Source organism: Nocardia sp. NPDC049935, assembly GCF_055586645.1.
In genome coordinates, this window is the sequence record NZ_JBVJHV010000001.1 from 1,739,262 (window position 1) to 1,764,652 (window position 25,391).

2 protein-coding genes are annotated in these 25,391 nt (G+C 71.7%); both read right to left on the bottom strand.

Annotated elements, in window-relative coordinates; genetic code table 11:
* Nucleotides 1–801 (bottom strand): FkbM family methyltransferase, encoded by an 801-nt coding sequence (locus ACZ6SF_RS07960; protein ID WP_466061217.1) that lies wholly within the window; start codon nucleotides 799–801, stop codon nucleotides 1–3.
* The gene (locus tag ACZ6SF_RS07965; RefSeq protein WP_466061218.1) at nucleotides 795–25,229 is read right to left on the bottom strand and encodes a non-ribosomal peptide synthetase; all 24,435 of its coding nucleotides are present in this window, start codon (nucleotides 25,227–25,229) and stop codon (nucleotides 795–797) included. Before ACZ6SF_RS07965 ends, ACZ6SF_RS07960 begins: the two co-directional genes overlap by 7 nt.
* Nucleotides 25,230–25,391: the final 162 nt, after the last annotated feature.

A 25,391-nucleotide genomic window follows, 5' to 3' on the forward strand; every position in this document is an offset into this window, starting at 1 on the left:
TCACTCGGCCCGGACGGCGTAGACCTCGTGCAGATCGGTACCGCGCAGATTCGGGTCCTGCCGGGTATCGGCGGACAATCCGTGCCGGTCCAGCAGTTCCCGGACCCGGCCGAGCCGGCCGTCCGTATCGTGGACCTCGGCGACGACGGTCCGGATACGCGGCCAGTCCGAATCGGCGATACCGCGCAGGACATCCAGTTCGGCCCGCTCGACATCGATCTTGAGCAGCCCGACCTCGGCGCCGTCACCGTGCGCGGCGAGCAGTGCCGACACCGTGGTGACGGGCACCTCGATGCGCTCGCCCCGGTGCAGCTCGGCGGTGATCAGCCCGATCGCGGCCTCGTCGAGACCGCTGTTGCGCAGGAAGGTCCGGGTGGCGTCGTCGTCCTGCTCCCGGTCGGCGTAGAACCCCGAATTGGCCGGCGCCTGCGGATACCAGGTGAGCGGCAGCACGCCCGGTTCGGCGCCGAGCGCCGTCCGCAGGGCCGTGCCCTCGGGCACGTGCTCGCTCATATTGTGTTCCAGGCATTCGAAGGTCACCGGAACGGGTTCCGCGGCGAGCACCCGGACTCCCGGGCAGGCCGCGGCGAACAGCATGGCGCTCAACCCGATATTGGCGCCCACGTCGAGGACGAGATCCCCGGGCCGTAGCCGGGCGGCGGCCCGGCGATAGAACCCGGTGGCCGCGGTCACCTCGCCCCATAGGAACCGGGCCTCGGCCGGACTCGGGCACCGCACCGTCCGCCCGTCGTCGAGCCGCAGGGTCTGCGGGGTGTTTCGTGTCGTGCCGGTGTTCAGCATTGATCCGCGATCCTTTCTATGGCCGATCCGACGACGGCGAGCGCCTCCGGACCGCTCATCTCGAGATGGCGTGCGTCCACGACCGTGTTGTGCACCGTTCCGGTGACCACGTCGCGCCAGGACCGGGCCAGCGCGCCCGGATCGGAACGGTCCCGGCCGGCGGTGAAGAAGTGCAGGTCACCGTCGAAGGTCTCCGGCCGGTACCGGCCGGAGATTCCCGCGGCGGTCTCGAAACTCGCCATCACCCGGTCGACCTGTTCGGCGCCGAACATCCCGGTACCGACGACCTGCTCGCGGACGACGGCCCAGGCCTGTTCCGGGGTGTCGGCCCGCACCTCGGCGCCGAGATCGAACAGTTCGCGCCAGCCCCCCAGCAGATCGGCCACGATCGCCCCGGCCGGACGCGGCGCGGCCGCCTCATCCTCCGGGGTGTCCCCGCCGGTTCCGCTGTCGAGCAGGGCCAGCAGCGCGACCCGGGCACCCTGCTGCTGCAACAGGACCGCGACGGCGTGCGCGATCTGCCCGCCCAGCGACCAGCCGAGCAGGTGATAAGGCCCGTCGGGCCGCACCCGGCGGATCTCGGCGGCATAGCGCCGCGCCAGGTGGTCCACCGATTCCGCGAGCGGTTCCCCGGCGACCACATGCGGGTCCTGCAACCCGTAGACCGGCCGGTCCGGGTGCAGATATTCGGCGAGGCCACCGTAGAACCAGGCCAGACCGCCCGCGGGATGCACGCAGAAGATCGGCGCGCGGTCCCCGGTGGCGCGCAACGGGAGCAGCACCTGCAGACCGGAACCGCCGGATGTCTCGTCGGCCCGCCGCGCCAGCGCCCGGGGCGTGGCGTCGTCGAACATCCAGGGCAGGGCCAGTGTCACACCGTGGTCGCGCAATTCGGTCACCACCATGGTGGCCAGCAGCGAATTCCCGCCCAGATCGAAGAATCCGTCGGTCACCCCCACCCGCGTGACGCCCAGGATCCGCGCGTACACCTCGCTGATGGCCTTCTCGGTCGCGGTCGCCGGTGCGACGAATTCCTTTCCGGCGGCCGCGAAGTCCGGGACGGGCAGCGCCGCGCGGTCCAGTTTGCCGTTCACCGTGAGCGGCAGGCCGGGCAGCACCATCACCACCGCGGGCACCATATAGCCGGTGAGAACCTCGGCGGCGGTCCGCCGCACCGCGGCCGGATCCGGATCCTGACCCGCGGCGGCCACCACATAACCGATCAGCTGTTCCACCTCCCGTTCGTGGCGGTGCACGGCCGCGGCGGCCCGGGTCACCCCGGGATGGCGGAGCAGGGCCGATTCGACCTCGCCCAGTTCGACGCGGTATCCACGCAACTGGATCTGGGCGTCGGCGCGCCCCGCGTACACCAGTTCCGGCCCGGAGACGCCGTCGCGCCACCGGCCGATATCACCGGACCGGTAGAGCCGGGCGCCGGCCGGGCCGTACGGATCGGCCACGAACCGGCCCGCGGTGAGGGCGGGGGCACCCAGATAGCCGCGGGACAGCTGGTCGCCGGCCACATAGATCTCGCCGGGCATGCCGATGGGTACCGGCCGCAACCGGTCGTCCAGCAGATACACCCGCATACCGGGCAGCGGGGTCCCGATCCCGGCCACCGCCGCCGCGGTGATCTCGGCGGCGGTGACATGCACGGTGGTCTCGGTGATGCCGTACATGTTCACCAGCCGCGGCGCGGTGGGCCGGTAGGTGCCGAACCAGCCGGTCAGCCGGGTCGCGTCGAGCGCTTCGCCGCCGAATACGACATAGCGCAGCGGCAGGTCACCGCATTCCGGGTCCCGCGCGCGGCGTTCCCGTTCCGCGGCCGCGAAACCGTAGAAGGCCGACGGTGTCTGACTCAGCACCGTCACCCCCTCCCGTTCGACCAGTTCGACCAGCGCCTCCGGCGTCCGGGCCACATCGTGGTCCACGACCACCAGCCGGCCGCCGCCGAGCAGGGCGCCCCACATCTCCCACACCGCGAAATCGAAGGCGTAGGAATGGAACATCGTCCAGACGTCGGCGGGGCCGGTATCGAAGCGCCGGGCCGCATTGGTGAACAGGGTGACCGCCTGGCGGTGTGCCACCGCCACCCCCTTGGGCCTGCCCGTGGAACCCGATGTGTAGATCACGTAGGCCACGGTGTCCGGCCGGGCCCGGGACGGGACGGTATCCGCGGACCCCGGCTGTTCGGCGCAGTCGGCCGTCAGCAGCACGGGCGCCGCGCAATCCGGTACGGCGCCGGCCGTCTCCGGCGCCGCGAGGACCGCCACGGGCCGGGCGTCGTCCAGTACGAACCGCAATCGCTCCGGTGGGTAGGCCACGTCCAGCGGCAGATACCCGGCGCCGGTCCGCACCACGGCCAGCAGTCCGGCGACCAGATCCACCGACCGCGGCAGTGCCACCGCCACCAGGGTTTCCGGTCCGGCGCCGAGCGCGACCAGCCGCGCCGCGACGGCGCCGGCCCGCCGATCCAGTTCCGCGTAGGTCAGGGCGGACTCTCCGTCGGAGACCGCGACCGCGTCCGGGCTGTCCGCGACCCGGGCGGCGAACAGGTCCGCCAGTGTCGTCTCCGGAACCTCCGTGCCGGGGGTTCCGGCCACCGCGAACAGCAGTTCCCGCTGCGCCGCGTCCACCAGTTCGATATCGCCGACGACGATCTCCGGGTGGGCGGTCACCTGTTCCAGAATCCGTACGAGGGCGCCGGCGAACCGGTCCATCGTCTGCTCGGTGAACAGATCCGTGGCATAGGTGAGCCGGCCCGCCATACCGTCGGGTTCGCCGTGTTCGTCGAACCGTTCGACGAGTTTGACGTTCAGGTCCGCCTGCGCCTGTTCGTAACCGCTGTCCACCGGTTCCACAACGAGGTCCGGCAGGCGCAGTGCGGCCCCCGCGAGACTCTGGACATCGAGGGTCACCTGGTAGAGCGGCAGATGCGCGGTCGAGCGTGGCGGGTTGAGGGCCTCCACGACCTGTTCGAAGGGCACCTCGGAATGCCCGAGCGCGGCCAGATCCGCCTCCCGGGTGGCGGCCAGCAGCGCGCCGAACGATTGCCGCGGCGGTACCTGCGTGCGCAGGACCAGCGTATTCACGAACATGCCGATGAGATCGTCGAGTTCGCGCGCCCCGCGCCCGGCCACCGGGGTGCCCACGGCGATATCGGTGACGCCGGCCAGCCGCGCCAGCAGCACCGACAGCGCGGCGTGCAGCACCATGAACACGGTCGCGTCGGCGGCCCGTGCGACGGCCCCGATCCGGGTCGCCAGCTCGGCGGAGATCTCGAATTCGACCGCTCGCCCGCGCAGCGAGGCCACCGGCGGACGCGGCAGATCGGTGGGCAGTTCGAGCAGCTCCGGCAACCCGGCCAGGGTCTGCTTCCAGAAGCGGAGCTGGCGGGCCAGCACCGAGTCCGGATCGTCCTCGGCGCCCAGCACCTCGTGCTGCCACAGCGCGTAGTCCGCGTACTGGACCGGCAGCGGCGGCCAATCCGGGGTGGTCCCCGCGCGGCTCGCCAGGTAGGCCGCCGCCACATCGCGGGCCAGCGGCAGCATGGACTGCCCGTCGGCGCAGATGTGATGCACCGTGATCATCAGGACGTGTTCGCGCTCGCCGAGCGCGAACAGCTCGATCCGCAACGGCGGCGCCTGCGTCACATCGAAGCCCGCCGTGACCGCGGCGTGGGCGCGCTCGGCCAGTTGCTCGGCGCCGACCGGGACCGGGACGAGTTCCGGCGCGACCCGCTCCGCCGCCACGGTCACCTGATGCGCGATCCCGTCGGTCATCGGGAATCTGGTCCGCAACGATTCGTGGCGGTCGATCACCAGCAGGCAGGCCCGGCGCAGCGCGCTCGGATCCAGGTCACCGCGCAGCCTCATCACCAGCGGGATGTTGTAGGCGCCCACGGTGGTGTCGAACTGGTTGAGGAACCACATCCGCTGCTGGGCGGGCGAGAGCGGGACGAGCTCCGGGCGCGGCCGCGCGATCAGCGGCGCCCGCCGGTCGGGCCCGAAGCCGGCCACGGCGGCCGCGAGTCCGGCGACGGTGGCGGCCTCGAACAGATCGCGGACACCCACCCGCACGCCGAACGCCGTGCTCAGCTGGGCGGCGACACGGGTCGCGGACAGGGAGTTGCCGCCGAGGTCGAAGAAACTGTCGGTGACACCCACCGGGCCGGTGCCGAGCACCGCCTCGAAGACCTCCGCGACGCGGCGCTCGGTCTCGGTGCGCGGCGCCACCCGTTCCCGCCCGGCGCCGAAATCCGGTGCGGGCAGTGCCCGGCGATCGAGTTTGCCGGTGGTGGTCAGCGGCAGCCGCGCGAGGGTGACGAAGGTATCGGGAACCATATGCGCCGGCAACCGGTCCCGGACGGCGGACCGGATCGCGTCCGGATCCGGGTCCGGCGCACCGGCCAGATAACCGACCAGCCGGTCGACACCCCGGTCGTCGCGGCGCAGGACGACCACCGCCTGCTCCACTCCCGGCAGCGCGGCCAGGACCGTCTCGATCTCGCCGAGTTCGATCCGCTGTCCGCGGATCTTCACCTGGAAATCGCTGCGGCCCAGGTATTCCAGCGTGCCCTCGGGCATCCAGCGCACCAGATCGCCGGTGCGATACATCCGCGACCCCGGCTCCGCGAACGGATCCGCGACGAAGGCGCCGGCGGTGGCCACGGGACGGTTCACATAGCCGCGGGCGACCTGCGGACCGGCCAGATACAGCTCCCCCACCACCCCGGTCGGTACCGGGCGCAGCCACCGGTCCAGTACCAGCGCCTCGACCCCGCGCAGCGGAGCGCCGATGGTCACGGGCCGGCCGGGAACCAGCTCACCGCTCATACAGGCCAGGACGGTGGTCTCGGTCGGGCCGTACCCGTTGAGCAGACGCCGGCCCGGCGCCCAGGTGGTGACGGTGTCCGCCGTCACCGCTTCGCCGCCGGCCGCCAGTACCCGCAGCGAGCGCGCGGCCGCGGGGTCCAGGGTGGCGAGCACACTCGGAGTGAAGAACGCATGCGAAACCCGCTGCGCGCGCAGCAGTTCCGACAGCTCCGGCCCGGCGAACACCTCCGGCGGCGGCAGGACCAGCGCCGCACCGCTGGTATGGGCCAGCAGGACCTCGAGCACCACCACATCGAATCCGGGTGCCGAGGCGTGCACGATCCGCGATCCGCTGTCGACGGCGAACCGGTACCGCTGTTCGGCCGCGAAATTCGCCAGCCCCTCGTGCGGGAGCGCGACCCCCTTCGGGATACCGGTCGACCCCGAGGTGTAGATCACGTAGGCGGTGTCGAGCAGATGGGTGGTGCGGATACCGTCGGCGGCGCCGATCGGATCCGGTGCGGTGGCCTCGATCGCCGCGCGGGTCGCCGGATCGTCCAGCACCACCGGATGAACCGGGCCCGGTACCAGCGCCCGCTGCGCGGTGGTGGTGATCGCGACCCGCACCCCGGCGTCCGCGACCATGACCGCCACCCGTTCGGCGGGGTTGCGGGTGTCCACGGCGACGAATCCGGCGCCGGCCTTCGTCACCGCCCAGAGACCGGTGACGAACTCCGCCGACCGGGGCAGGATCAGCGCGACATGGTCGCCGGTACACACCCCCGCTCCGATCAGATATCGCGCGAGCCGCGAGGACCGGGTATCCAGTTCGGCGTAGGAGACCGTGCGGTCACCGGAGACCAGGGCCGGCGCACCCGGATCGAGCGCGGCTCCCGCGACGAGCAGTCCCGCCAGGGTGCGGGGCCGTTCGACCACCGGAGGGCCGGAGGCCGGGACCAGTGCGGCGCGTTCGGCGCCGGACAGCAGATCCAGCGCCGCCAGTTCGGTATCCGGCGCGGTGATCACCGCCCGCAGCACCGTCTCGAGCCGGGCGGCGAGCCCGGCGGCCGTCGTATCGTCGACGCGGGCGCGCTGATAGCGCAGCCGCAGATACAGCCGGTCGGTGTGATGGGCCTGCACCATCAGCGGATAGTGCGCGGCGTCGCGGCCCTCGGCCGAAACCACCCGCATCCCGTCGATGTCGGTGTCGCCGAGACCACTGCTGTCGACCGGATAGGACTCGAACACGACCAGGGTGTCGAACAGATTCGGCATCCCGGCCGCACCCAGGATCCGGGACAGTTCCAGATAGTGGTGATCGAGCAACCGGGTGTTGGCCGCCTGCAACCGGTTCAGCGCCGCGGCGACCGACCGGTCCCGGGCGAGATCCACCGCCACCGGGATCGTATTGATGAACAGCCCGATCATGGATTCCACGCCGGGCAACTCGGCGGGCCGGCCCGATACCGTGGCCCCGAACGCGACGCGCTCGGAACCGGTGAGGTTGCCCAGTACCACCGCCCAAGCGAATTGCACGATCGTGGCCATGGTGACCGCGTTCTCGCGGGCGAACTCCGCCAGTGCGGCCGTGGCGGCCCGGTCGAGGACCAGCGGCAGATCGGCCGGGATATCGGCCACCGTGGCGATCGCGGGATCGGTGACCAGCGTGGGTTCGGTGATCTCGCGCAGCGCCTCGCGCCATACGCCGAGGCCCGCCTCGTGGTCGCGGGTGTCCAGCCAGTCCAGATAGTCACGGTAGGGCGGCACCGGCGGCAGCAGCGCCGGATCCGCGCCGACCGCGTACAACGCGATCAGTTCCCGGCACAGCAGCGGCAGCGACCACCCGTCCAGCAGCAGATGGTGCGCGGTCAGCACCAGCCGGTGGGCGCCGGGCTCCACCTCGGCGAGCAGGAACCGCAACAGCGGCGGATCCGCCGGATCGAAGACGGCCGACCGTTCCGCCTCGATCATTTCGTCCAGTTCCGCGGCGTCCCGGCATGTTTCGGCGGTACGCCAGCGCAGCGCGCTCACCGCCGGGACGACCTGTACCGCGACGCCCGCGGCGGTCCGGGTGAAGGCCGCCCGCAGATTCGGGTGCCGCCGCAGCAGTGCCGCCGCGGCGCGTTCGAGCCGGTTCGCGTCGACGGTACCGGCCAGCCCCAGTACCGACTGCGCGGTGTAGACATCCAGTTCGCCCGCCGCGAATTCGGCATGGAACAGCAGTCCGGCCTGGAGCGGCGCGGGCGCCCAGACGTCGGTGAGCGTTCCGTACCGTCCGGCGAACGCGTCCAGATCGGCCTGGGTGACCTCGACCGAGGCGATATCGGACCGGGACAGACCCCAGTCCGCGCCGCCGCGGGCGGCCGCGGCGATTTCGGTGAGGGCGTCGGTCCAGGCGCCGGCGAGTTCGGCCACCGCCTCGCGCCGGAGCAGCCGTGCGGCGTAGCCGATCTGGGCCGACAGGACCGGTCCCGCCTGGATGTCCTCGATATGGGCATCGATCGTGAGGGCCGCCGCGGCCGGCATCTCCGGATCGAACGCGGCACGCCGGTCGAACTGTTCCCCGGTCGGTACCCACGCGACCCCGGACAGCGCCGCGAGATCGACCCCGGCCCGGCCCAGATAGTTGAACCCGATCTGCGGTTCCGGCGCTGTCGCGAGCCGCGGACCGGCCTCCGGATCGAGATAGCGCAACAGCCCGTACCCGATGCCCTTGTCGGGAATCGCGCGCAACTGGTCCTTCACCGATTTCACCGCCGCCCGCACGTCGGCGTCACCGATACCGGTCAGGTCCAGCGCGACGGGGTAGGCGCTGGTGAACCAGCCCACGGTGCGCGCGAGGTCGGCGCCCGCGACGATCTGCTCTTCGCGCCCGTGCCCCTCGAGCAGCACCGTGACGCCCGCGTGGCTGCCGCCGCGACGGCGCCGCCACCGGGTCACCGCCATCGTCAGCGCGCCCAGCAGAGCATCGTCGGTGCTGCCGCGCACCGCGGCGGGGACCTCGTCGAGCAGGGCCGAGGTGACCTCCGGCGGCACCGAGACCGCCAGGTACCGCACCGTGGCCTGGGTGTCGAGAGCCGGATCCACCGGCGCGGACCCGAGCAGCGGATCCTCGGCGGTGCTCATCCGCAGCCACAGGTCGAGTTCGCCGCCGCGGCGGGCCGCCGCCGCGGGCAGGGCCTGCGCCCACCGGCGCATGGAAGTGCCCGGCGCGGGCAGTTCGAAGTTGTGGCCGTCCCGGATCCGCTGCCAGGCGGTGGCGAAATCGGGCAGCAGGATCCGCCAGGACACACCGTCCACCGCCAGGTGGTGGATCACCACCAGCGCCCGGCCTTCGGCATCGACGCCCGGCTCCGGCAGCAGGCACACGATCTGCAGCATCCGGCCTTCGGACGGGTCGAGCCGGTCGGACGCGGCGGCACTCGCCGCCTCCGCGACCGCGGCGAACCCGGCGCCACCCGGCGCTTCGCCCGCCCCGAATCGCCGCACGAAGACCGCGTCCCCGGCGTCGACCGCACCGGGCGGCAGCACCTCCAGACGTCCGCCGCGCAGGCGGGAACGCAACATATCGTGCCGGTCGAGCAGTGCCCGCACCGTGGCGGTGACCTCCTCGGCCTGTGCGTCGGCGGGCAGCCGCACCAGTGTGGACTGGGCGAAACGCCTGGCGGCGCCGAGCCGTTCACCGAACCACGACACGATGGGGGTGGGGGCGATCTCGCCGACCCCGCCGCCGGGCAGTTCGTCGAGCGCCACCCGGCCGGCGGTCTCGGCGACCCGCGCGAGTTCGCGCACGGTCTTGCGTTCGAAGATATCGCGGGCCCGGACCAGCACCCCCGCCGCTTTCAGTCGCGACGCCAGCTGGATCGACATGATCGAATCGCCGCCGAGCGCGAAGAACGACGTGGTGGCGCCCACCGAATCCACGCCGAGCACCTCGGCGAAGGCGGCGGCGATCGTATCCTCCAGCGCACCGGCCGGCGCCACGGTATCCGCGTCGGCGACCTCGAACACCGGGTCCGGCAGCGCCTTCCGGTCCACTTTGCCCGTGGCCGACAGCGGCATCCGCTCCAGCACGGTGATCGCCGACGGGATCATATGCGCCGGAAGGGTGCCCGCGAGCCGCCCCGGAACCGCCGCCGGATCGATCACGGCGCCCGGATCGGCGACGAGATAGGCGGCGAGCACGGATTGCCCGCCGGGACCGGGACGGCTCACCGTGACCGCCGCCGCGACTTCGGCGAGCGCGACCAGCGCGGCGTCGATCTCACCGAGCTCGATCCGCTGCCCGCGGATCTTGATCTGGAAATCGACGCGGCCGATGTATTCCAGTGTGCGGCGCCCGGTCCAGCGGACGATATCGCCGGTGCGATACATCCGTGCGCCCGGTTCGCCGTAGGGATTCGCGACGAACGCGGCCGCCGTCTGTCCCGGGCGGTTCAGATATCCTCGCGCCAGCGCGGGCCCGGACAGGTACAGCTCTCCGGGGACCCCCGGTGGCACCGGGCGCAGCCGGGTATCGAGGACCACCGCCCCCGCACCCCGGATCGGCCCGCCGATATCGATATCGTCGCCCGGCAGCACCGGCTCGCTCATGGTGATGACGATGGTCGTCTCGGTGGGACCGTAGATATTGTGCAGCTGCCGGTCCGGCGCCCAGGTCGCCACGAGTTCCGGCGGCATCCGCTCCCCGCCGATCGCCAGCACCCGCACCGGTTCGATCTCGGCCGGCGCCAGCGTCGCCAGCACACTCGGCGTCAGGAACGCGTGCGTGACCTCGTGCGCCCGGATCAGCCGCGCCAGTTCGGGGCCGGCGTAGACGTCCGGCGGCGAGACCACCAGCGCCGCCCCGGCCGCACACGCCATCAGGGCCTCGAGCAGTACCGCGTCGAACGCGGGCGACGCCACATGCAGGATCCGCGCCGAGGTGTCGACCCCGTACCGGACCCGCTGCGCGGCCGCGAAATCCGCCAGCCCCGCATGGGTGACCACCACGCCCTTCGGCATACCGGTGGACCCGGACGTGTAGATCACATAGGCGGCATCCTCGATACGGGTCGCGCGAGGCGGGACCGGGACGCCACGGCCGGTGTATTCCTCGAGCTCGGCGGCGGTCCGTGGATCGTCGAGCACCGACCACCGGACCTCCCCGGGCAGTGCCGGGCGGGCGTCGGCCACGGTGACACCCAGGACGACTCCGGAGTCGCGGATCATATGCGCGATCCGGTCCGCCGGATATCGCAGATCCACGGGCACGAAGGTGGCCCCGGTTTTCGCGATCGCCCACAGGGCGATCTGGTAGTCGACGGAACGGGGTACGGCGAGGGCCGCGAAGACGCCCGGGGCGGCACCCCGGGTGGCCAGCAGGGCGGCCAGCGCGTCCGACCGGCGGTCGAGTTCGGCGTAGGTGAGGGTTCCGCTCTCCCCCACCAGCGCGACGGCCCCCGGATACGCGGCCACCGCGGCCGTCAGCAGATCGGGCAGCAGGCAGGGCCGCTCGGCCGTACCGCCGCGGGCCGGGACCAGTGCCCGGGCCTCGGCCGCGCCCAGCAGATCGATATCGCCCACCGCCGTCCCCGGATCACCGGTCACGGCCTCGAGGATCCGGACGAACCTGTCGGCGAGCGATTCCGCCGTGGCGGCCCGGAAGAGATCGGTGGCGTAGACGATCTCGCCCGAGATCCCGGCCGGACGGTCGTGCTCGAACCGCTCACCGAGTACCACAGTCAGATCGGTTTTCGCCTGCGCCGACCCGGGGTCGAGCACGTCCACCTCGAGACCGGGCAGTTCGAACCGCGCACCGCCCATGTCCTGCAGTCCGAACATCACCTGGAACAGCGGGGTGTAGGCCGTGGACCGTGGGCGTTCGAGCAGGTCCACGAGCCGTTCGTAGGGCAGTTCCGCATGCGCGAGCGCCTCGACGTCGACCTCCCGGACCTCGCCCAGCAGGTCCTGGAACGACCGGGCCGCGCTGATCGGCGTACGCAGCACCACGGTGTTGACGAACATCCCGACCAGATCGTCCAGCGCCCGGTGGCCACGTCCGGCGACCGGTGTGCCGATACAGATATCCCCGGTCTGCGCGGTCCGGGCGAGCAGTACCGCCAGCGCCGTATGCAGGACGACGAACGGGGTGACCCCTTCGCGCCGCGCCAGGCGCACCACCTCGTCGTGCAGGCGGGCCGGGATCTCGAAGCGGACCGCCGCGCCCGCGGTCGACACCACCGCGGGCCGTGGCCGGTCGGTGGGCAGTTCGAGCAGTTCCGGAGCATCGCCGAGCGTCGCGGTCCAGTAGTCGATCTGGCGCGCGATCAGCGAATCCGCATCGTCCTCGGCGCCCAGCAGGTCCCGCTGCCACAGGGCGTAGTCGGCGTACTGGACCGGCAGCGGGGCCCAGCCCGGTGCCCGGCCGCGGGTCCGGGCCTCGTAGGCGGTGAACACATCGCGCGCCAGCGCGGCCATCGAGGCGCCGTCGACGGCGATGTGATGGGCGACGAGGACGAGCACATGCTCCTCCGGTCCGCGTCGGTACAGCCCGATGCGCAGCGGAACCGCCTGCGCCACATCGAATCCGGCACCGGTGACCTGCCGGATACGTGCGCTCAGCGCGGCCTCGCCGGATACCGGTTCCGGATCCGGGATCAGATCCGCGCAGGCCTCGTCGGCGGTCCGGATCACCTGGCACGGTTCCCCGCCGACCGCCGGGTACACCGTGCGCAGGGGTTCGTGCCGGTCCAGGACATCGCGGAAGGCCGCGCGCAGCGCGGTGAGGTCCAGCGGCCCGGTCAGCGCGGCGGCGAAGCAGATGTTGTACGCCGCCGAGGCGGTATCGAACTGGTTCAGGAACCACATCCGGCGCTGCGCGGCGGCCGGCGGGATCACCTCCAGACGGGGTCGCGGTGCCAGCGGCACCGTTCCCGACGGTGTCCGGGCGGCGAGACGTGTGGCGAGACCGGCGATCGTCGGCTCGTCGAAGATATCGCGGATCCCGATATCGATGCCCAGGGCTGTCGCGCCCCGCGCCGCGATCTGTGCGGCCGACAGCGAGTTCACCCCGATTTCGAACAGGTTCGCCGTCACGCTCACCCGTTCGGTGCCGGTGATCTCGGCGATCACCCGCGTGAGCGTCTCCTCCCGGCCGGTGCGGGGCGCGACGAATTCCGTTTCCGTCGCTTCCGTGACCGGACGGGGCAGGGCGGATCGGTCCACTTTCCCGTTGGGGGTAAGGGGAATCGTGTCGAGGATCTGCACCGTGGCGGGTACGAGGTAGGACGGCAACGACCGCGAGAGCCGATCGCGCAGGTCGCGTCCGTCGATCTCGGCATCCGGCGCCACGGTCGCATAGCCCGTTATCCGGTCCGGAGTCGCGACCACAACGGCCCGGACCACCTCCGGCTGCGCGCACAGCGCCGCCTCGATATCCCCGGGTTCGACCCGCTGCCCACGAACCTTCACCTGGAAGTCACCGCGGCCCAGGTACTCCAGCTCGCCGTCGCGGGTCCAGCGGACCAGATCGCCGGTGCGGTACAGCCGTTCGCCGGGCGCCCCGAGCGGATGGGCCACGAACGCCGCGCCGGTGAGGCCCGGGCGCCCCTGATAGCCACGCGCGAGCTGCACGCCGGAGACGTAGAGTTCGCCGGTCGCACCCCGCGGCACCGGCCGCAGCCGCGAGTCCAGGACGTAGACCCGCATATCCGAGACCGGGGCGCCGATCGGCACCGTCGCCCGGTCGGTGACGCCGGTCCGGCAGCGCCGCGACGTCACGACCTCCGCCTCGGCGGGCCCGTACCAGTTCACCAGTTCGGCGCCGGTGAAGATCTCGGCCGCGGCGTCGACGGTGCGCTGCGCCAGCGCCTCTCCGGCGGCGAACACGCGGCGCACCGACGGCAGCGGTGTCCCGGTGAGTTCCAGCAGTACATCGAGCATCGACGGCACGAAATGCATGGTGGTGACGGCGTTCTCGGCGGCCACCGCGGCGAGATAGCGGGGATCGCGGTGCCCGCCGGGTTCGGCGATCACGATCCGCGCCCCGGTCTGCAGCGGCCAGAACAGTTCCCAGACCGCGATATCGAAGGTGACCGGCGTCTTGTACAGCACCGCGTCGGACCCGTCGTGCGGCCACTGCCGTTGCGCCCACGCCAGCTGCCCCACCGTGGCGGCATGGGTGAGCGTCACGCCCTTGGGGGTGCCGGTGGAACCTGAGGTGAACAGGATGTAGGCCGGATTGGCGGCCCGCAGCGGCGCGCGTCGCTGCGCATCGGTGACCGGCGCTTCGGACAGCGCACCCGTATCCAGGTGGTCCGTCCGCACCGCCTCGTACCCGGCCGGCAGTCCGGGCCCGCCCTCCGGACCGGTGAGCACCAGCAGCGGCCGGGCCGCGGCCACGATCGCGGCGATCCGGGCCGCCGGATGCTCCGGATCGATCGGCAGGAACGCGGCACCGGTCTTCAGCACGGCGTACAGCGCGGTGACCTGCTCGATCGATCGCGGTATCGCCACCGCCACCACGGTTTCCGGTCCCGCGCCGCGGGTGATGAGCCGGCGGGCGAGGCGGTTGACGCGGCTGTCGAAATCCCGGTAGGTCAGCACGGTGCCGTCCGGACCGCACAGCGCGGGTGCGCCGGGAGTCCGGGTCACCTGATCGTCGAACGCGTCGACCAGGGTCCGGCCGGTGGTGGCGGGTCCCGCGGTGTCGTTCCACGTTTCCAGGATCAGCCGGCGCTCGTCGGCGTCCAGCAGGTCGATCTCCCCGACCCGTGTCCCGGGATCGGCGGAGACCGCGCCGAGTACCCGGACGAACCGGTCGGCGAAGCGGCGCACGGTGTCGGCGTCGAACAGATCGGTGGCGTAGGTGAGTCGCACCGACATCCCGGCCGGCTCGTACTCGGCGCCTTGGTCCTCGGCCACCATGAGCAGCAGGTCGTAGATCGCCGCGCTGTCCCCGGGATCGATGTTCTCGACGGTGAGCCCGGGGAGTTCCACGCGCCCCCGCGCCATGTTCTGATAGGCCAGCATCACCTGGAACAGCGGTGTATGCGCGGTCGACCGGGCGGGGCGCAGTTCCTCCACCAGTTGTTCGAACGGGACGCCCGCGTGATCGAACGCCTCGATATCGGCGCGGCGCACCTGATCGAGCACCTCGCCCACGCGCTGCCCGGGGTTCACCCGGGTCCGCATCACCAGGGTGTTGACGAACATCCCGATCAGGGGGTCCAGGCTCCGGTGGCCACGACCGGCGTGCGGTACGCCGATACCGATATCTTCGCTGCCCGACAGCGCCGACAGCAGTACCGCCAGCGCGGTGTGCACCACCATGAACGGTGTCGCCCCGGCCTGCCGGGCCGCGCTCTCCACCCGCGCCCGCAGTTCCGCGGGTATCGCCACGTGGACGACGGCGCCGCGCTGGGTGCGTTCCCGCGGCCGCGGCCGGTCCGCGGGCAGCTCCAGGACATCGGGCATCCCGGCCAGCCGCTCCCGCCAGTAGGCGATATCGCGGGCCGCGCGGGATCCGGCGTCCCGCGGGGAACCGAGCACTTCGCGCTGCCAGATCGCATAGTCGGCGAACTGGAGCGGCAGCGGCGCCCAGTCCGGCGCCAGCCCGGCGGCGCGGGCCCGGTACGCGGTGACGAGATCGGTGGCCAGCGGCGCCATCGAGTATCCGTCACAGCTGATGTGGTGCGCGGCCAGGGCGACGACCCAGGCCGTATCGCAGAGCTGATACACCGCGACCCGGACCGGGACCGCTTTCGTGACATCGAACCCGGTGCCCGAGAAGTGGGCCAGCCGGCGCGCGAGATCGCGTTCGCCGAGCGGTTCCGGGGTCAGATCCCACTGTGCGACGACGGGCGCGGTGTCGAGCACGACCTGGCCGGGAACGCCGTCCACGGCCGGGTAGACGGTCCGCAGGCTCTCGTGCCGCTCGACGAGATCGGCGACCGCCGCGGCCAGGGCGCCCGGTTCGAGGACACCCTCGAGCCGCAGGGCCAGCGACACGACATAGGCCGCGGAATCGGGTTCGAACTGGTCGAGGAACCACATGCGGGTCTGCGCGGGGGACAGCGGAACACGGTCCGGCCGTGGGCGCGCGACCGGCGCCGGGATACCGGGCTCGGCGCGCAGATCCGTGATCCGCTCGGCGAGATCGGCGACCGTGGAGGCCTCGAATATCACCGGCACCGCGACGGTGACATCCAGGATTTCGCCCACCCGGCTCAGCGCGCGGGTCGCCAGCAGTGAATTCCCGCCGAGATCGAAGAAATCGGCCTCGGCGCCGATATCCGGCCGCCCCAGCAGCTCGCCGAAAACGGCGGCGACGGTCTGTTCGACGAGCCCGCGCGGGGCACGGGACTCCACCGCGCGCGCCTGCGGCGCGGGCAGCGCCCGGTAGTCGACCTTCCCGTTGGCCGTGAGCGGTATGGCCTCGACCGTCTGCACCGCCGAGGGCACCATATATCCGGGCAGCCGGCCGGCCAGGAAACGCCGCAACCCGGCGTCGTCGACCGGCCCGTCCGCGACCACATGGGCGATCAGGCTCTGCTCACCGTTCTCGGTGCGCACCTGCGCGACCGCGGTTTCCACGCCGTCGTGCGCGACCAGCGCCGCCTCCACCTCGCCCAGTTCGATCCGCAGGCCGCGCAGTTTGACCTGGGTATCGGTGCGGCCGATATAGCGCAGCGCGCCGGCGGAATCCCAGCGCACCAGATCGCCGGTGCGGTACAGGCGCTCCCCGGGCGCGCCCAGCGGGTCGGCGACGAAGCTCGCGCAGGTCGGCGCAGGTCGCCCGATATAGCCCCGGGCCAGCTGGACTCCGCCCAGATACAGTTCGCCGATCACCCCGGGAACAACGGGACGCAGGCGCGAATCCAGTACCCGTACCGTCACATTCGCTTCCGGCAGGCCGATCGGCACCGCGGGCCCGTCCAGGACGCCGATACGATGAGCGGTCACACTCACCGCCGCCTCGGTGGGGCCGTAGAGGTTGTCGATCCGGATATCGCCGAGGTCGCGGAAGCGCCGCACCGTATCGGCGGGCAGGGCTTCCCCGATGCACAGCACCCGGCGCAGATCGGGGTAGGTGTATCGGGCCGCCGGTTCGAGGAACGCCGCCAGCAGCGACGGGACGAAATCCACGGTGGTCACGCGGTACTCGGCCAGCAGCCGTGCCACCTGTGCGGGGTCACGGTGGGCGTCCGGGCCGGCCACCACCAGGGTGGCCCCGCAGGTCGGCGCCGAGAACAGCTCCCAGACCGACAGATCGAAGGTCGCCGGGGTGCGCAGCAGCATCACATCGCTGTCGCCCAGTCCGTAGTGCGCACGCAGCCAGCGCAGCTGGTTGGCCACCGCGCGATGCGGCACCGCCACCCCCTTGGGCTCACCCGTGGATCCGGACGTGAAGATCACATAGGCGAGGTCCCGGGGGTCCAGCGGCCGGATCCGGTCGGCGTCGGTGACCGGTGCCGGATCGGCCGGTTCGGCGGCGAGGTCCGCGAACGACCAGACGTCGGTGCCATCCGGCAGATCCACGCCGTCACCGGGCCGGGTGAGCACCGCGACGGGCCGCGCGGTCGCCAGGACGGTGCGGATCCGCGCGGCCGGATGCTCCGGGTCCAGCGGCAGATAGGCCGCACCGGCCGCGTGCACGGCGTACAGCGCTGTCAGCAGGTCGCTGCCGCGGCACATCGCGACGCCGACCACCGCGCCCGGGCCGATCCCCCGTCCGATCAGGGTGCGGGCCAGCGCATTCACTCGTCCGGCGAAGGTCACGTAGTCGAGACGCGCGCCGGTGTCCGTATCGATCAGCGCGGTCTGCCGCGGGGTGCGCGCGGCCTGTTCGGCGAACAGCGCCGCGACCGTGGTGTCCGCCGCGGTGACCACCGCGCCGGCCGCACGCGCCCGCGATTCCTGCCGCTCCCGCTCGGTCAGCAGATCGATATCGCCGACCGCGGCGCCGGGATCGGCGAGGACCGCGCGCAACAGCAGCAGATAGCGGTCGAAGATCGCGGCGACCGACGATTCGTCGAACAGGTCGGTGGCGTAACCGAATTCCACGCCGAGACCGCTCGGTTCGCCGTCGGGCCGCAGATCGTCCACCAGTTGCAGATGCAGATCGTATTTGGCCACACTCGGATCGGCCAGCTGCGCCTCGACGGTGAGGCCCTCGAACTCCAGGGTGGGGATCTCGATGTTCTGGAAGGAGAACCCCACCTGGGTCAGCGGTGCGTGCGCGGTGGAACGCCGCGGGTTCAGCACCTCCACCAGGCGCTCGAACGGGATATCGGCGTTCTCGAAGGCGCCGAGATCGGCGGCGCGCGCCCGGTCCAGGATCGCCAGGAACGATGCCCCGGATTCGACCCGGGTGCGCAGGACCAGCGTATTGACGAACATCCCGACCAGCCCGTCGAGCCCGGGTTCACCGCGACCCGCGATCGGGGTGCCGACCGCGATATCGTCGCTCCCGGACAGCCGGGCCAGCAACGCCGCGTACGCGGCGTGCAGCACCATGAACACGGTCATCTCGTGTTCGGCGGCCAGGGTGAGCACGGCCCGGTGGATATCGGCGGGCAGGGTCGCCGTGACGGTCGCGCCGCGGAAGGATTGGGCCGCGGGCCGGGGACGGTCGGTGGGCAGGTCCAGGACCTCGGGCAGATCGGCGAGCGTCGCCCGCCAGTAACCGGTTTGCCCGGCGGCCGCGCTGTGCGGATCGTCCTCGGTGCCCAGCAGTTCGCGCTGCCACAGCGTGTAATCGGCGTACTGCACCGGTAGCGGCGACCAGGCCGGCGCGTCATCACGGACCCGCGCCCGGTACGCCGCCGTGAGGTCGGCGGCCAAGGGCGCCAGCGACGATCCGTCGAAGGCGATGTGGTGGACCACCAGCGCCAGGATGTGTTCGGCCGGGCCGGTGCGCAGCAGGGTGATACGCACCGGGGCCTCCCGGGTGACATCGAATCCCGCCGACACCTCCGCGGCGAGGCGCGCTTCGACCCGATCCGCCCCGATATCCTCCGGATCGGGCGCGGTGCACGCGTCCGCGGCCGGCACGATCACCTGATGCGGTCCGGTATCGGAGTCCGGGTAGCGGGTCCGCAGCGTTTCGTGACGGTCGAGCACATCGGTGAGCGTGGCCCGCAGCGCCGCCACGTCCAGTGTCCCGGTCAGCCGCAGCACCACCGCGATGTTGTACAGCGGTGAGGTCGTGTCCATCTGGTTGAGGAACCACATCCGGGCCTGGGCCGCGGACAGCGGAATCCGGCCGGGTCGCGGCCGCGGCCCCAGCGGTGTACGGCCGGTCGCCGCTCCGGCCCGGATCCGGTCGGCCAGCGCGGCCGGGGTCGGTGCGTCGAACAGGGTCCGCAACGCCAGACCCACACCGGTGGCGGCGCCCAGTCGCGCGACGACCCGGGTGGCCGACAGCGAGTTCCCGCCCAGCTCGAAGAAACTGTCGAAGGCGCCGACCCGGTCGACACCCAGGACTTCGGCGTACACCCGCGCCACCGTCGCCTCCGCCGCATCGCGCGCGGCGACGAATTCCGCGGCGGTGGTACCGAATGTGGGTTCGGGCAGGGCCGCCCGATCGATCTTCCCGACCGGGGACAGCGGCAGCGCGTCGAGCACCACCACCGCCCCGGGGACCATATGGGAGGGCAGCCACTGCGCGGCATAACCGAGCAGTTCGGCGGTGTCGACCACGGTGTGGGGCACCACATAGGTCGCCAGGCGGGTGTCGCCGCCGGTCCCCGCTCCCACCGTCACCGCGACCTTCACCGCCGGATGCGCCGCGAGGACGGCGTCGATCTCGCCGAGTTCGATCCGCTGACCGCGGATCTTGACCTGGAAGTCGGTGCGGCCGGCGTATTCGATCGTGCCGTCCGCGGTCCACCGGGCCAGGTCTCCGGTGCGGTACATCCGCGCGCCGGGGCGGCCGCAGGCTCCCGCGACGAACGCCGTGGCGGTCGCCGCCGGCCGGGCCAGGTAGCCCCGTGCCAGTTGCACGCCCGAGATGTAGAGCTGCCCGGTGACCCCCACCGGGACCGGCCGCAGATTCGAGTCCAGGATCATCGCCTCGATACCGCGGATCGGCCCGCCCAGGGTCACCCGCTCCCCCGCCACCAGCGGATCGCTGATGGCGACCATGATCGTGGTCTCGGTCGGGCCGTACCCGTTGTAGAGCCGCCGGCCCGGCGCCCAGACCGCGACCGTCTCCGGCGGTACGGCCTCACCGCCGGCCACGAGCACCCGCAACGTCTCCAGACCGGCCGGTGCGAGGGTCGCCAGCACCGTGGGCGTGATGAAGGCGTGGGTCACCCGCTGGGTCCGGATCAGGCCCGCCAGCTCGGGTCCCGCGAACACATCCGGCGGGCACACCACCAGCGCCGCGCCGTTCGCATGCGCCATCAGCAGTTCCAGCATCACGGCATCGAAGCCGGGCGCCGCCAGCTGCAGGACCCGCGCGCCGTCGTCGACCCGATAGCGTTCACGTTGTTCGGCCGCGAAATTCGCGAGCCCTTCGTGGGTGACCGCGACGCCCTTGGGAATTCCGGTGGATCCCGAGGTGTAGAGCACATACGCCGTATCCGCGGTGCGGGACGGCCGGAGGCGATCGGCATCGGTCACCGGGGCCGCCGATTCCGGGGCGGTGCCGGGTTCGTCCAGCGGCACCGTGGTCACGGCGGCGGGCAGCATATCCCGGGTCGCCGTGACGGTGAGCGCGATCCGGATTCCGGCGTCGGAGATCAGCAGGGTCATACGTTCGGCCGGGTTCCGGGGGTCCAGCGGTACGAAGGCCGCGCCGGTGCGGGCCACCGCCCATATCCCCACCACGAACTCCACCGACCGCGCCGCGGCGAGCCCGATATGGTCGCCGGGACCGGCGCCCAGGGCGAGCAGCCGGCGCGCGATCCGGTTCGACCACGCGTCCAGTTCCGCGTAGCTCACGGTGCGATCACCGCAGATCACCGCCACCGCGTCCGGTTCCCGGACCGCGAGCACATCGGCCAGCCCCCGGGCGGGTTCGGCCGGGGCGCCCGACGCGGGCGCCAGGGCCGCCCGTTCGCCGGGCGACAGCACATCCAGCCGGGCCACCGGACGCCCGGGATCCGCGACGACCGCCGCCAGCACACGGAGGAACCGCGCACCGAACTCGTCGACGGTGGCGCGTTCGAACAGATCGGTGGCGTAGTCGAAGCGCAGGGCCACCGCACCGTCGCGGGCGGCGTTCTCGGCGACGGTGACGATCAGATCCACCTTGGCCGGCTGCGGCCCGGGATCCATGACCTCCACCGTCAGATCGGGCAGTTCGAGACTCGGCCGGTCCATGTTCTCGAAGGCGAGATACACCTGGCACAGCGGCGCGAAGGCCCCGGAGTCCCGGGGGGCGACCGCCTCCACCACCCGTTCGTAGGGCAGATCGCTGTTGGCGAAGGCATCGACGTCGATATCCTTGACGCGTGCCAGGAATTCGGTGAACGTCTCCGCCGCGCGGATCTCGGTGCGCAGCGGCACCGTATTGACGAACATCCCGATCAGCGGTTCCAGTGCCCGTTCGCCGCGGCCCGCGACGGGTGTCCCGACGGTGATGTCCTCCGAGCCCGACAGCCGCGCCAGCAGTACCGCGAGGGCGGCGTGGACGACCATGAAGGTGGTGACCCCGGCCGCACGGGCGAGATTCCGGATTCCGGCGAAAGTTTCGGCCGGCACCACGGTAGCGGCCGTATCGCCCCGCATCGAGCGGTGCGCGGGCCGGGCGTGGTCGGCGGGAAGTTCGAGCAGCGCGGGTTTACCGGCCAGCCGCCGCATCCAGTAGTCCAGCTGGCGCGCCGCCACCGAATCGGGTGTGTCCTCGGTACCCAGCAGATCGCGGTGCCACGCACTGTAATCGGGGTACTGGATCGTCAGCGGTGTCCACTCGGGCGATTTCCCGTGCGAGCGCGCCTCGTACGCCTGGGCCACATCGGCGGCCAGCGGGCGCAGCGACGCACCGTCGCAGCAGATGTGGTGCAGGACCAGAACGAGGATATGGCACCGGCGATCGGCCGCCAGCAGGGTCGCCCGGACCGGCGGCCGCGCACTCACATCGAGCCCGGCCGAGGCCAGTTCGCCGATCCGGCCGGCGATATCGTCGGCGGGCACCGGGGTGAGTTCGAACCCGCGGACCACCTCGTCGGCGGACAGCACCCGCTGCGTTCCCATCCCGTCGACGGCGGGATAGACGGTGCGCAGCGATTCGTGCCGTTCGATCACATCCGTCAGCGCCGCGCGCAGCGCCGGCCGGTCGAGCCGGCCGTTCAGCCGGACCACCAGCGGGATGTTGTAGACCGCCGAACCCGGATCGGCCTGATTGATCAGCCACATCCGGTTCTGTGCCGGTGCCAGGGCGACGGGATGCGTCCGTGGCCGTGCGCGCAGCGGCGGGCGGACCCGGCGCCCCGCGGCGCCCATCCGGGCCGCCAGCCCGGCGACGGTCGGGGTGCCGAACAGATCCCGGACCGACACCTCGCAGCCGGCGAGTTCCGCGATCCGCACCGCGGCGCCGGTCGCGGTCAGCGAGTTGCCGCCCAGTTCGAAGAAGCTGTCCAGCGCCCCGACCCGCTCGATCCCCAGCACCTCGGCGAAGACGTCGGCGATCGTCTCCTCCATACCGGGTCGCGGCGCCAGGTACGCGACGGCCGAATCGAAGGCCGGATCGGGCAGCGCCCGGTGGTCGATCTTGCCGTTCACCGTGAGCGGCAGCGCGGGCAGGACGACGACGGCCGCCGGCACCATGTATTCCGGCAGCACCCGCGCCACCTGCGCGCGCAGGACCTCGGCCGCGCAGCCGGCGTCCCCGGCGGGGACCACATACGCGACCAGCGCCGCGGCGTCCGATTCCCGGTTGCGCACCACCACCGCCGCGGCCGCCACCGTCTCGTGGGTGAGCAGCGCGTTACGGACCTCGTCGAGTTCGATGCGGAAGCCGCGCAATTGCACCTGCTGATCGGCGCGACCGCGATATTCCAGCCCGCCCCGATGGTTACGCCGCGCGACGTCACCGCTGCGGTACAGCCGGGTGCCCGGGGCGCCGAAGGGATCGGCGACGAAACGGGACGCGCTCAATCCCGGACGCGCGAGATACCCCCGCGACAGCTGCGCCCCGGAGACGTACACCTCGCCCCACGCCCCGAGCGGTACCGGCCGCAACCGGTCGTCGAGGAGATAGGTCCGCAGGCCGGGCAGGGCGGGCCCGATCGCGCTGGGCGCGCCCGGTACGGCGTGACGCGCGGTCAGGCCGAGATAGGTGACGAAAACGGTGGTCTCGGTGATGCCGTAGCTGTTGACCAGCACCGGCCGATCGGGGTGGCGCCGGTACCACTGCTCCAGACCGGCCGGGTCCAGCCGTTCGCCCGACAGGATCACCAGTCGCAGCGCGAGCCCGCCCTCGGGTTCACCGGCTCGCGCGTAGCGCTCCCGGGCGGCGCTGAACTGCTGGAACGCCGACGGTGTCTGGTTGAACACCGTGACCCGCTCCCGGGCCACCAGCCGCACCATCTCGTCGGGCGACCGGGTGGTGGCGGCGTCCACGACGACCACCCGCCCGCCGCTGACGAGCGCGCCGAATATCTCCCATACCGAGTAGTCGAACGCGAACGAATGGAACAGCGTCCACACATCACCGGTACCCGCCCCGGCCGCCGCGCACGAATTCAGCAGGTACGTGGCGACCGCGCGGTGCGTGATCGCCACCCCCTTGGGCCGCCCCGTGGAACCGGAGGTGTAGATAACGTAGGCGATATTGTCACCGCGCAGCGGTGCGCGGCGGTCGGCATCGGTGATCGGTGCGGCGGACCCGGGCTCGACGGCCGGATCCTCGATGGCCGGATCGTCGAAGAGCACGATCCGGGCGGCATCACCCGGCAGCCGCTCCCGGCCGTCGCGATCGGTGAGCACGAGGATCGGATCGGCGTCCGCGCACACGTATTCGAGCCGCTCGGCCGGATGCGCGGTGTCCAGCGGCAGATAGCCGGCGCCCGATTTCAGGACCGCCACGGCCGCGACGATCAGGTTCGCCGTACGCGGCAGCGCGATCGCCACCAGCTGCTCCGGGCCCGCGCCCCGCGAGATCAGCACCCGGGCCAGCCGATCGGACCGCTCGTCCAGTTCGCGGTAGGTCAGGACGACCGATCCGTCGGTCACCGCGACGGCCGCCGGATCCGCGGCCGCCCGTTCGGCCAGCAGATCCACCAGCGTCGCCTCGGTGACCGCACCGTCGCGCCCGGCGAGTTCGCCGACGATGCGCAGCCGTTCGGCGGGGTCGAGCAGCGGGATCGCGGCGACCGGGGTGTCCACCGGTGAATCGGTGACCCGCGCCAGGAAATCCAGGAACCGGTCCGCGTGCGAATCGAGTTCGTCCTGGTCGTAGAGGTGGGCGTTCCCGTGCATCTCCAGCAGCAGCGGCGCGTCGGCGCCCGAGCGGTACAGGTTGAGCTGCAGATCGTCGAGCGGTCCGGAGGTCAGCGCGCGATAGTGCCCGACCGCCGACCCCAGCCGGATCTCCGATTCGAAGAACAACACATTCACCACCGGGCCGAACGAATTCGCGTCGGAGTCCATCGCCTCGGAATCGCGGCGCAGATCCTCGAACCGGTAGAGCTGGTGGCGGATAGCGGATACCAGTTCGGTCGCGGAGGTACGCACGAGCTGTGCCACGGTGGCCGCGGGGTCGAGCGGGAACCGGATCGGCACCATATTGGCCAGCATCGCCAGCGAATCCCGCAGTCGCCGGGTGACCCGTCCGCTCACCGGCATCGACAGCACCACATCGTCGCTGCCGGTCATCCGGGCGAGGAACGCGGCGAACACCGCGATCACCACCTGCGCGGGCGAGGCGTGCAGATCGGCGGCGAGCGCGTCGATCCGCTCGCCCAGCCGGGGCGGGAGTTGCCGGCCCGCGACACGGTCGACCGGACTCCAGCGCGCGGTCCGGCCGGACAGGCTCACCGGGGCGGGCAGATCGGCCACTTTGCCGAGCCAGTAGGCCCGGTCGGACTCGAAGCGCGGGCCGGACCGGTAGGCGAGTTCGGCGTCGGCGACCGCCCGCAGATCGGCGGCCGTCCAGGGCGCCGGGGGTCTGTTCTCGACGATCGCGTTGTAGTGCTCGGCGATCCGGGTGACACCGTTGAACGCGCCGTAGCCGTCGACCACCAGGTGATGCGCCCGCGCGTACCACAGATGGCGATCGGCGCCGATCCGGAAGAGCTGGGTGGCGGCGAGCCGGTCCCGGCTCAGATCCACCGCCTTGGTCTGGTAGTCGCGCCGCATCCACTCCATGGCCGCGGCGAACGGATCGTCCTCGCCGGTGAGGTCCAGTACCGACCGGGAGTAGCCGATACTGCGGTCGACGAACTGGTAGGGGCGGCCCTCGAATTCGACGACCCGGACGACGAGCGCCTCGGTCTCCTCGCCGAAGGCGATCACCGATCGCGTGAACACGTCGACGTCGAGCGGGCCTTCGATCTCGATGTAGTGCGCGATATTGGCGGCGGGCCTGCCGGGCAGATTGTCGGCCAGCCACATGCCGTACTGGGCACGCGACAGCGGTATGAGATCCAGTTCGTGATCAACAGTTCCGGCCGACTTCAGGTCCATCTCCAACCTCTCGCTCAGACTCGGAGGCACGAGAGCACGGCAGACCGATCCCCCTGCACATGCCCGAATTTGCCTGTATGCACTGCGTTCAGGTCGATGTGGCCCGCACCCCTGCTGCCGGTGCCACTCAAGAGCAAACAGCTATTACAGCCTGCGCGGCAC